Raw genomic sequence first — 10,047 nt, forward strand, 5'->3', positions numbered from 1 at the left:
GTGGACATGGACCGCTTCGCCACCGCCGCCCACCTGGCCTCCTGGGCCGGAATGTGCCCGGGCAACAAGGAGTCCGCGGGCAAACGCCTATCGGGACATACCCGCCACGGGGATCCCTGGCTCAAGACCGCCCTGTACATGGCCGGTGCCGCCGCCGCCCGCTCCAAGAGCACCTACCTCGGCGCCCAGTTCCGCCGTCTGGTCCCACACCGCGGCGTCAAGCGTGCCACCGTGGCCGTCGGCCACTCGATCCTCGTCGCCGCCTGGCACATCCTGCACGACCTCATGCCCTACCACGACCTCGGACCCGATCACTTCACCAACCGTCTCGGTAAGGAACGGCACAAGCGACGACTCGTCGCCCAACTCGCCGCCCTCGGCTTCGACGTCGACCTCACACCACGAGATCAAGGAACCGCGTGACCCAACCCGACGTACCCAAGCTCACCATTTTCAAGAGAGAGCACGCACTCCCTCTCTCCGAACGAACCTATGCCTGCACCGTGTGCGGAGCCGTGTCCCTCAGGGACAAGAACTCCGCCCGCGTGATGCTGGTCCGGGCAGGTTGGAACCCGGACGGTGCTGAGGGCGTAAGACCGCCGGGGCCGCTGGCCCAGGCGGCAGCCTGAGCCGTAAATCCCCGCTCAGCCCTGGAGGGTGGACAATCCCCTCCCTCAGGGAGGGGAGCCTTCAACACCGCCCTGCACGCCGAGGGCTTGGGCCACTGGCCGAGCGGGCCAACAACCATAGGATTCGGTACGCCAGTTCAACGCCCCAGGAGCCGCCCGTGCTGCTGGCCGTCTCGGACAACGGGCCGTAGATGGCCTCCGTCGACACGCGGGTCTTCATGACCGCCGCGCTGATTGCGCAGCACTTCGGGCGCCCGCACACGCCCAACGACCAGGCATGGATCGAATCGCTCTTTGGGCACGTCAAGGGCGAGTGGCCGCATCTGGCCAAGATCCGTGATCCGTACGAGCTCAAGGCCGAACTCGACGTCGTACGAAGGGAGTAGCTCGACGCGCTACGGAAACTCGGCATCGGCTGGGTCTGACGGTCGTCAGCAGGGTGTAGCGCCATCTCCTACCCTGCTCCCATGATTGGCAGTCCCTCCCCAGCATGACCAGCCCGAAGATCGTCCCACCAGGTCGGTCAACGTGACAGTGTCATTCCGCGGGCAGGTGCCGGGCCTGATCGGGCAAGCGCCTATCCTGCGGGCTGGCCGTTGTCCCGGGCCCGGAAGGCGCTGCGGTAGAGCAGCGGCGAGGTCCCGACCTGGCGGGCAAAGTGCTGGCGGAAGGTGGGAGCCGAACCGAAACCGGCCTCCGCGCCGACCCGCTCGACCGGCAGATCGGTGGACTCCAGCAGTCGCTGTGCACGGTGCACCCTGGCGCGGACCAGCCATTGGAGAGGTGTGGTGCCCACCTGTGCCTGGAAGTGCCGGGCGAGGCTCCGGACGCTGGTGTCCGCGTGCCGGGCGATCTCCTCCAACGTCAGGGGGCGGTGCAGGTTCTCCTCCAGCCAGGCCAGGGTGGGTGCCAGGGTGACGCCCTCCTCCGCCGGATCCTCCTGCATGATGAACTGGGCCTGCCCCCCGTGGCGCTGCAGTGGCATCACGACGCGCCGGGCGGTGTCGGCCGCCACGGCCGAGCCGAAGTCGCTCCGGACCATGTGCAGGCAGAGGTCCAGGCCCGCCGCGGCCCCCGCCGAGGTGAGCAGCTGGCCGTCTTCCACGAAGAGCACTGCCGAATCGACGTCGATCCGAGGATAGCGGCGGGCAAGCTCCGCAGCACGCTCCCAGTGTGTGGTGGCCCGATGGCCGTCGAGCAGCCCGGCGGCTGCGAGGGCGAAGGCGCCGGTGCACACCGAGGCGATCCGCGCCCCCCGGTTCGCTGCCGCCCGCAACATTTCGAGGACTTCTTCGGGCGGCTCGACGTCGCCCGGCACCACGACCGTGTCCGCCTGCGCGATGACCTCGAGATCCCAGGGGGTCTGCACCTGGAACAGCGCTGGGCTGCCGGGCTGGCCCGTGGTCGCTGCCACTGGGCCCTGGCCACAGACCCGCACGTCGTAGGCCATGCTGCCGTCGGTGAGACGGGTCATGCCGAACACCTGGCAGGGGATCGTGAGATCGAACCCCACAACGCCTTCCAATGCCAGTACAGCCATGGTGTGCATGGCTGAATCCTATCGACCTTGAGGATTTTGACATGGACATAACTTTCCGGCCGGCGTCCTCCCATGGATCGCCCCGGACGAACCATCCAGCAGGTACTTGAATACCCGTCGAGGCCCTGGCCGTACCACCGCACGGCGGTGGCCGCGGAGCGTGGTGGAGTAAGCCCAGCGCACGCAGCCTGGCGGTATCTCATCGCTACTTGGCATTAGCGCCACTGTTGTCCGGTGAACGGACGGCCATGATTGCTGACAGCGCTACACCGCAGATCGGAGGCCTACCGACCGGCGGAAGTGCAGCGCAGCTGCCACAGTCGCACCGCTCGCATCGGCCGGTCCGCACCACTCGTCGCCCGGCCGTCGACGAAACCCGGTACGGCGTTGTGACGACAAGGGAGAATCATGCACTTCAACGGCTACCACCACATCACGAACACGGTGACCGGCGGGCGGACCGATGTCGAGTTCCACTCTGGTCTGCTCGGCCTGCGCAATGTCAAAAGGACTGTGCTTCTCGACGGAAAGCGCCCCTTCTACCACCTGTACTACGGCAACCAGTACGGCGAGCCGGGCACCCTTGTCACGTCTTTCGCCTTCGGCGAGGACCGGCCACTGGGTCGACAGGGTTCGGGCCAGGTGCGCTCCATCGCGATGTCGGTGCCGCAGGACAGCCTGGGCTACTGGTCCGACAGGCTGGCCTCCAGGGGTGTGGCGTACGAGGAGTTCGAGCTGCTCGGTGAGCGGCGAATCCGGCTGCACCACCCGGACGGCATCGAGTACCAGCTGGTCGGCGTCGCCGTGGACGAGCGTCTGCCCTGGACCGGTGCGGACGTTCCGCCGGCCGCTGGCATCCGCGGCGTGCACAGCGTGATGGTGGTGACCCGCGAGGTGGACGAGCTGGACATGTTCCTCAAGGAGGGCATGGGGCTGGTCCATCGGGACAGTGACGGCTCGGTCAGCTCCTACTCCATGGCGAACGGCCAGGTCGGCCAGCTCGTCGAGTTCAATCACCAGCCGGACGAGCCCCAGGGCAGCTGGGGATACATGCGCAACACCGTCGACCATGTGGCCTTCGACATCGGCGACTCCACCGCCCAGCTGGCGTTCAAGGACCGTCTCGAGGCGATGGGCTTCATCGATGTCACCGACCCCCGGGACCGCAACTACTTCTACTCGTGCTACTTCCGCACCCCGGCCGGGGCCATGTTCGAGGCCACCTGGAGCCACCCGCTGGGGTTCCTGAAAGACGAGGAGCTGGACAGCCTGGGCAGCTCCCTGCAGCTGCCTTCCTGGCTCGAGAGCCGGCATGAGGGCTTCCTCGCCGAACTGGAGCCCCTCGACTAGTACGACCGGACGCCCGCCGCACCAGACCCCAGCCGCACGAAGGCGACCGGGGTCACGGTGCGACTGCGGGTGGGCGCATCGGGCTGCCCTCTCGGCTCGACGAACCCGCAGCATCGCCGTGGTCGCCCCACCACCCGTCCGTTCGTCCCTGACCTGACCTGCCCTCGCTGCCTGGCCGTCCCTCGTTCCGGCGGTAGCACCTCCACCGCAAGGAGCGCAACCATGTCTTTCCCGACGGATCGCCGACCGGCCGCGGACCAGCAGCCGCCGGCCGAACCTGTGACCGGGCAGCTGCCGTCCACCACGGCGTCCGCCGGGGCGGGCAGCGGGTTCGCCGGCAGCATCCGGCCGGGGCAACTCCCGCTGCTGCCGACCCGGCGCGTGGTGTGGGGCGCGGGGACGGCAGGCCGTCTCCAGGAGCTGCTCGAAGAGCTCGGCGCCTGCCGTGTGCTGCTGCTCACGACCGCGTCGCTGGTCAGGCAGCAGGTCCTGCTCGAACGCGTCCGGGCGGCGTGCGGTCCGCTGCTGGTGGGTACCATCAGCGACCTTGCCGCGCATGTGCCGCAGGCAGGCGTCCGGGCGGGCGCGCAGCGATGCCGTGAGCTCAAAGTGGACGGCATCGTCAGTTTCGGCGGCGGTTCGGTGATCGATGCGGGCAAGGCCATCGCCGCAGAGCTGATCGACGAGGGAGCCGGGGCACCCGTCCATATCGCGCTGCCCACCACCCTGTCGGGTGCGGAGCTCTCGCACTTCTACGGGGTCAGCGAGGAGCGGCCGGAGGGCCCCTTCAAGCAGAGCTACGCCCGAGCGGACGTCACCCCGGCCATGGTCGTCTTCGACCCCGAGCTGACCGTGGCCACTCCTGTGCAGCTGTGGAGCAGCTCGGGGATCAAGGCGCTGGACCATGCGATCGAGGGATTGCTGGCGGACTTGCCCGGCCCGGTGGCCGGATCACTCGCGCGGCTCGGTATCCGGCACATGGCCGATGCACTGCTCGGATCGCTGGATGCGCAGGCTCTGGACCACCGGCTGGCCTGCCAGATCGCGGCCTGGGAGTGCTACGTCGCACCTGGGGCACTGAGCCACGGCCTCAGCCATCGCATCGGCCATGTGCTCGGCGGCACCTACCACGTACCGCACAGCCTGACCTCCGCGGTGACGCTGGCGCCGGTGATGCGCGCGATGCACGAAAAGGCGCCCGAGGCCCTGGCCGAGGTCGCCCGCGCCCTGGATGTCGACGCCACCCTCGACCTCTCCCGTCCGGCGGCGGCCGATCCGCAGGACGCGCCCGCCAGGCTGGAGGAGCTCATCCGCTCCGCCGAACTGCCCAGTCGGCTGCGGGAGGTGGGCATCGCCCGTACCCAGCTGCCCGAGATCGCGGCAACCGTCCGCGCCGCCTACCCTCGGGCTGTGGCCCAGTTGGGCGACGACGGGGCGGCACGTCTGGATGCGCTGCTGGGGGACATGTGGTGAGTCGTCGAACCAGATCCCACGCCTTGCGGTCGCCCTCGCGCCCCGTAGCGGCGGGCCGCCGCACAGCCGCCGCCCTCCCTGCGGGTGGTGCCCATGCATGACGAGATCGCCTATCTGTCGGCACACGAACTGCGTACCGCCTACACCCGCCGCGAGCTCTCGCCGGTCGAGGTGGTGCGCGCCCTCGGCGATCGCATCCAGGCCCTGGACGCCTATCTCAACACCATGACCGCCACCTCGCTGGAGCGGGCACTGCAGGCGGCGCAGGCATCCGAACACCGTTACCGCGAGGGGCGGCCCCTGCCACTGGACGGCATATCGGTGGCCGTCAAGGACCTGATCGACACCGCGGACCTGCAGACCACCTATGGATCAGGGATGTTCGCCGGGCATCTGCCGCATCGTGACGCCCCTGTGGTCCGGCTGGTGCGAGCAGCCGGCGGCGTCGTGATCGGCAAGAGCGCCACCCACGAGTTCGCCTGGGGTATCACCACCGACAACGAGCATTTCGGACCCACCCGGAACCCATGGGCGCCCGATCGCGTTCCGGGCGGTTCCAGCGGCGGCTCCGCTGCTGCGCTGGCGGCCGGGCTGGCGCCCCTGGCGCTCGGCACCGACACGGCGGGCTCGATCCGAATCCCGGCGGCGTTCTGCGGAGTGGTCGGGCTCAAGCCCACCCATGGCGCGGTCGATGCCAGGGGGGTCTTCCCCCTGGCACCGTCGCTGGACCACGTGGGGCCGATGGCGCGCACGGTCTCCGATGTACGGCTGCTCCACTCCGTGATCAGCAAGCCGGACTATCGGCTTCACCGGGGCGCCCCGGACCCGTCCTCGCTCGCGATCAAGGGCCTGCGGGTGGGCATCTGCCCCGACCTGGACCAGATCCCGCTGGGCTCGGCCGCACAGGCTGCCCGTGACGCGACCGCCGCCGCCTTCACCGAGCTGGGCGCCCAGGTGGTCGAGGTGCCGGCCCCGGATGCGCCGAGGCTCTACGAGACGCTGGGCGCCGTGGTTCTGGCGGAAGGCTCCCGGGTGCACCGGCGCGCCGGGTTGTGGCCCGGACGAGGCGCGGAGTACGGACAAGAGGTGCGTTCCCGCCTCGAGCTGGCGGCGATCGCAGACGCGGACACGTATGTCGACAGCCACTATGAGCGGGTGCGGCTGCATTCGGTCATGCACCAGATCCTCTCGGCCGTGGACGTGCTGCTCTCCCCCGTGTCGGCGATCTCACCCGTGCCGATCGGTCAGGACAAGCTCCGGCATGCCGGACGTCAGCTGCCCTTCCGGGAACTGGTCATGACCTCGACCGCGCCACAGAGTCTGACGGGGCTGCCCGCCTGCACGGTCCGTGCCGGGTTCGATGAGCACGGTCTTCCGGTGGGCGTCCAGCTGACGTCGCCGCCGCGGACGGAGTCGCGGCTGCTCGATATCGCGGAACACCTGCACCGGGCCACCGAGGCTCTACAGAATCGCTGGCCTGCAGTCACGGTGGGCCGACAGCGCCGCTGCCCTCCCGGAGGCGAGGCGTCCCGTACAGATGCCCCCGACGCGCCATATCGCGCTACCTGGCGCTCGCCCATCCCGCCCGCTACGGGGGCTCTTCCGCGCGGCAGCCACTGATCCCCGTCCGGTGTCTGAGGCAAGGACCGGGTAGGGATCAGTGGCCGCTGCGCCGCCTGGGCCGGTTCAGGCGCCGCTGCAGCACCCGCGCCAGGCTCACCCCGCTGACAGCATCGCCCACGAGCGCGCCCCCGACCGCCCCGGCCTACCTGGCGTACGCCGCCGTGAGCCGGAGCGGCACGACGTACTGGCGCAGCGGTACCGCCTCAGGCAGCTCGACACCGGGTCAGCCGTGCGGCGTCCGCGCGGAAGGCGGCTGCGCGGGGCCGGTGGATCAGCAGGGCGATCCGCGCCAGCCGGTCGACTTCACCCTCGTAGCCCTCGCTGCCCGGTCCGCCACCGAGGTCCAGCGGCTGCCGGATGGCAGCGAACGGAGGGAGCCCGGCGCCATCGACACGCGCGGGCACGAAACGCAGACCGCCGTCGTACGTGCGCTGGAGCAGTGCCGCGTACTCGTCCCGGATTCTGGCGTCGGCCATGCTGCCCACGCCGAACAGCAGTACACCCAAGGTCGCGTCCGAAAGCGCCCGTTCGGCCTCAGGAGCGGGATGAGCCCCGGCTCGACCCACCTGACCAGGAACGCGGACAGCCCTGCGTCCCGCAACCGGCAGGCCAGCGATTCGGCGGCACCGGCTTCGGCATCGGCGTACGACACGAAGACGTCGTATGGCCTCTGCGGTTGCCCTTCCGGGGGCCGCTGCCGCGGCGCCCGCACCTGCCGCCGTCGAACCATGTCCCGTACAGGCACATAGGCGAAGTACGCCGACGCCACGGCGGCGATCACACCGACGACGGCAACAGCAAGGTTGGCCCCGTCCAACATGACGGAAAGTCTGGGGTAATTGCCCCCGAATGCAGACGGACTGTCGCCTCGCCCTCCACGTCCGCCGACCGGACCGCCAGGAGACGGCAGCCCTCCTGCTCCTCGTGACGCAGGTCGACGCCAGGTCGCGCAGGGCCCAGCCCAGCGGGAGCAGCGAGGGGCGGCGTATCTGGGCGAAGGCCCCACAACAGCGAGTACCGTGGCCCTGCTCTTGCCGAGAACTTAGCTGGAAAATCAGCAGTTCTGCGGGCATGTCCGAGTATCCGGGGGCAGGGTGGTCCAGAGCGGGTGGGTGGTGTTCAGGCCGCTGTGAGGGTGACGTGGCGACCGAGGCGTTCGAGCTGGCGGACCAGAGGTGGCCTCCATCACCACCCGCTGAACACCCTGGCAGACCAGCCGGTCACCGAGGGAATGCAAAGCACCCAACGCCCGCCTACACCACGGGGATTCACCCGCTGCCGCGTTGGTGGGCGATGGAGCGGACTCTGGGCCGGCCGTTATTCCACCGCTGAGTGGCCCGCGACTACGAAACCCTCCAAGCCCGCTCCGAAGCCGTGTTCCACCTCGCGGTGGCTGACCCGATGGCCCGCTGCCTGACCGGCGAAGCCACCGCCTCCGCGACGCGCGTCTGTGCCGGATCCGGAACCGGATCCGGCACAGAGGTGTGGCTCTACCAGTTGCTCGTGGTGCCGTCGTACTTGTAGCCGGGGCTGGTGTCGCAGTGGCCGCTGGCGTATGAGGTGACGCTGGCGTCGTAGAGGACGTTGGTCCAGACGGTGGCGTTCGTCGAGCCGAAGGACGGGGATCTGTAGAGTTCCTGACCGTCCGAGTTGCGGTGGATGGTGACAGTACAGCCCATTTGATCGTAGTCGGCCCCCCAAGCTCCGCGAATACGGGCCCACACGGTGCGGCAGTTGGCGCTGTAACGCAGGTCCACGGTCGGCCCGGTCGCAGCGCCGTCGTAGCTCCGCTTCATCACGACGGAGGCCACCGTGCGAGCGTCGCTGCCGCAGGCGGAACCGAGAGCGTCGGGGTCCTGGTTGTCGCAGTTCGACGAGTTGCCGAACTGCCCGGAGTACCAGGAGCAGGTGGCCGCCTGCGCAGGCGAGGCGAACACCAGGGCCGCGGTGCCTGACGCCACCGTCAGGGCCAGTGCCGTGAGTGATGCTTTGACGCGTATCACCGAAGACGACTCCTTCTGTCAGTCAACAGAGTGTGCGATCACGCCGTGCGGCAGTCATCGTCGCGGGCACCCGGCCCACCAGTCCACCACGTTCCAAGGTGCTGGAAGAACGCTGGTCAGGATTCTTCTGTGGCGCTAGATTCCGCTGAGGCACGGGGAGGGGGGAGGCGTGCTCCGGCTGCATTTCACCAGCGACGATCTTGCGCGTACGCGTGTTGCAGCGCGTCCGGATCCGCTCTGGGAGGTCGTACTCAGCACCAACCTGCTGGGCAACCGCGAGGGCAGAGCGGTGTTCGACGCGTGGCGGGCCAGGGCACGCGAGCGGCTGCGCCGGCTTCCCGTGTGGATGCCGCGGCTCCTGCGCGCCCTCGCCCCGCCGTACGGTGACTTCCCGGACTTCCTCACGCCTTCCGAGGCCGCAGCAGGGATGGAATGCGGCATCGAGGCGGTGCTGTCCACGCCAGGCAAGCGCCTCACTCGGGAACTCGCCGCGATGCCCGCACTGCCCGAGTGGACAGCCCCGCTCGTGCGCGGTGAGGCAGCGGCGGTCACGTCACTGGGTCAAGCACTGCGCAGCTACTACGAGTCGGTCCTGTTACCCGACTGGTCCCGGGTCTCGGCCCACGCACAAGCAGACATGGCCGGGCGGGGCCGTGCGCTATTGCACGGCGGCGCCGACGCCCTGCTGGAGAGCTTCCGACCCCTGCTCCGGTGGACGCCGCCCGTTCTCGAAGCGGACTATCCAAAGGACCGCGACATCCATCTCGCAGGACGCGGTGTCACGCTGGTGCCCTCGGTGTTCTGCTGGCGGACCGTTGTCACCCTCATCGACCCCGGCCTCCCACCGGTTGTGATCTATCCCGTCGAAAAAACCGCCGAATGGTGGCGCCCGCATGCTCAGCGTCCCGGGCACGACACCCTGCAGTCCCTTCTGGGTACCACCCGGGCCGCGGTGCTGCGCATCGCCGCGGACGGTGCGTTGGCCGGCGAAGTCGCCCAGCGCATCGGCCTCTCACCGGCGGCCACCAGCTACCACCTCAAAGCGCTACGTGAGGCACGTCTGATCAACTGCTCCCGGCGAGGCACGAGCACACTGCTGTTCCTTACCCCACTGGGCGTCGACCTCCTGGCGGAGAACCCGCCTCAACCGAACCAGGTGTACTGAGCATGCACAGGTAGCGGCAGGCGCTGGTATCACGGTCACGACGCGGCCTTGATCGGTCAGCGCCTGCCTGGTCAGCAGCAGCTCGGGGCGGGCCCAGCCCGAAGCCGAGGCGACCGCCCAGGCCGACACCAACCAGCCCGGGCCCGCGCCCAAGCCCACGCCGGAACACTGTCAATCCCCTCGAAACGTGGAGGACTTCCCTATGCTGCTCGGTCCTTCTGGTGCGAGCGTGACCGGGCTTCGGTGATGGTTCGTTCGAACTCC

Annotated in this window: 9 protein-coding genes and 1 pseudogene; 7 read left to right on the forward strand and 3 right to left on the reverse strand. The window is 69.1% G+C overall.

Translation table 11 applies throughout. From position 1 onward, the window contains the following. The 3 genes and pseudogenes from ACWDA7_RS46075 to ACWDA7_RS46085 all read left to right on the forward strand — a co-directional run. A partial coding sequence (locus tag ACWDA7_RS46075; protein ID WP_450613306.1) for a transposase occupies nt 1-423 on the forward strand: 423 nt, incomplete at its 5' end. Between the two features lie 32 nt (nt 424-455). Further along, nucleotides 456-629 (forward strand): annotated as a pseudogene (locus ACWDA7_RS46080) (RNA-guided endonuclease TnpB family protein); the annotation flags it as partial. 191 nt (nt 630-820) lie between these two features. Beyond that, nucleotides 821-1,015, forward strand: coding sequence for a hypothetical protein (locus tag ACWDA7_RS46085; RefSeq protein WP_450613308.1), 195 nt, complete (start codon nt 821-823; stop codon nt 1,013-1,015). A gap of 191 nt (nt 1,016-1,206) precedes the next feature. Here ACWDA7_RS46085 and ACWDA7_RS46090 read toward each other — a convergent pair whose 3' ends face one another. Continuing rightward, the gene (locus ACWDA7_RS46090; RefSeq protein ID WP_361828380.1) at nt 1,207-2,178 is read right to left on the reverse strand and encodes a GlxA family transcriptional regulator; all 972 of its coding nucleotides are present in this window, start codon (nt 2,176-2,178) and stop codon (nt 1,207-1,209) included. 399 nt (nt 2,179-2,577) lie between these two features. Between ACWDA7_RS46090 and ACWDA7_RS46095 the strand changes: the two genes are divergently transcribed. The 3 genes from ACWDA7_RS46095 (at nt 2,578) to ACWDA7_RS46105 (ending at nt 6,612) form a co-directional block, all read left to right on the forward strand. Further along, nucleotides 2,578-3,519 carry a hypothetical protein gene (locus tag ACWDA7_RS46095; RefSeq protein WP_450613310.1) on the forward strand — a complete coding sequence of 314 codons (942 nt, stop codon included), beginning with the start codon at nt 2,578-2,580 and terminating at the stop codon, nt 3,517-3,519. A gap of 222 nt (nt 3,520-3,741) precedes the next feature. Further along, the gene (locus tag ACWDA7_RS46100; protein WP_450613312.1) at nt 3,742-4,992 is read left to right on the forward strand and encodes an iron-containing alcohol dehydrogenase; all 1,251 of its coding nucleotides are present in this window, start codon (nt 3,742-3,744) and stop codon (nt 4,990-4,992) included. A 93-nt stretch (nt 4,993-5,085) separates the two neighbouring features. Beyond that, complete coding sequence (locus ACWDA7_RS46105) at nt 5,086-6,612, forward strand: amidase (RefSeq protein WP_450613314.1); 1,527 nt, start codon at nt 5,086-5,088, stop codon at nt 6,610-6,612. Between the two features lie 206 nt (nt 6,613-6,818). On the opposite strand, the gene ACWDA7_RS46110 is transcribed toward ACWDA7_RS46105, so the two are convergent. Both ACWDA7_RS46110 and ACWDA7_RS46115 read right to left on the reverse strand, forming a co-directional pair. Next, nucleotides 6,819-7,091, reverse strand: coding sequence for a hypothetical protein (locus ACWDA7_RS46110; protein WP_450613316.1), 273 nt, complete (start codon nt 7,089-7,091; stop codon nt 6,819-6,821). Between the two features lie 1,014 nt (nt 7,092-8,105). Next, on the reverse strand, nt 8,106-8,618 hold the full coding sequence (locus ACWDA7_RS46115) for a DUF2690 domain-containing protein (RefSeq protein ID WP_450613318.1): 513 nt from the start codon (nt 8,616-8,618) through the stop codon (nt 8,106-8,108). A gap of 169 nt (nt 8,619-8,787) precedes the next feature. Between ACWDA7_RS46115 and ACWDA7_RS46120 the strand changes: the two genes are divergently transcribed. Beyond that, nucleotides 8,788-9,783, forward strand: coding sequence for a DUF5937 family protein (locus ACWDA7_RS46120; protein WP_450613320.1), 996 nt, complete (start codon nt 8,788-8,790; stop codon nt 9,781-9,783). The last annotated feature ends 264 nt before the right edge of the window (nt 9,784-10,047 follow it).

The sequence above is a fragment of the Streptomyces sp. NPDC001156 genome (genome assembly GCF_053598275.1).

Excerpts from the sequence above, each read along its gene's own strand:
- ACWDA7_RS46085 (WP_450613308.1), top strand. The coding sequence starts at position 821 with ATGGCCTCCGTCGACACGCGGGTCTTCATGACCGCCGCGCTGATTGCG.
- ACWDA7_RS46090 (WP_361828380.1), bottom strand. The coding sequence starts at position 2,178 with ATGCACACCATGGCTGTACTGGCATTGGAAGGCGTTGTGGGGTTCGAT.
- ACWDA7_RS46095 (WP_450613310.1), top strand. The coding sequence starts at position 2,578 with ATGCACTTCAACGGCTACCACCACATCACGAACACGGTGACCGGCGGG.
- ACWDA7_RS46100 (WP_450613312.1), top strand. The coding sequence starts at position 3,742 with ATGTCTTTCCCGACGGATCGCCGACCGGCCGCGGACCAGCAGCCGCCG.
- ACWDA7_RS46105 (WP_450613314.1), top strand. The coding sequence starts at position 5,086 with ATGCATGACGAGATCGCCTATCTGTCGGCACACGAACTGCGTACCGCC.
- ACWDA7_RS46110 (WP_450613316.1), bottom strand. The coding sequence starts at position 7,091 with ATGGCCGACGCCAGAATCCGGGACGAGTACGCGGCACTGCTCCAGCGC.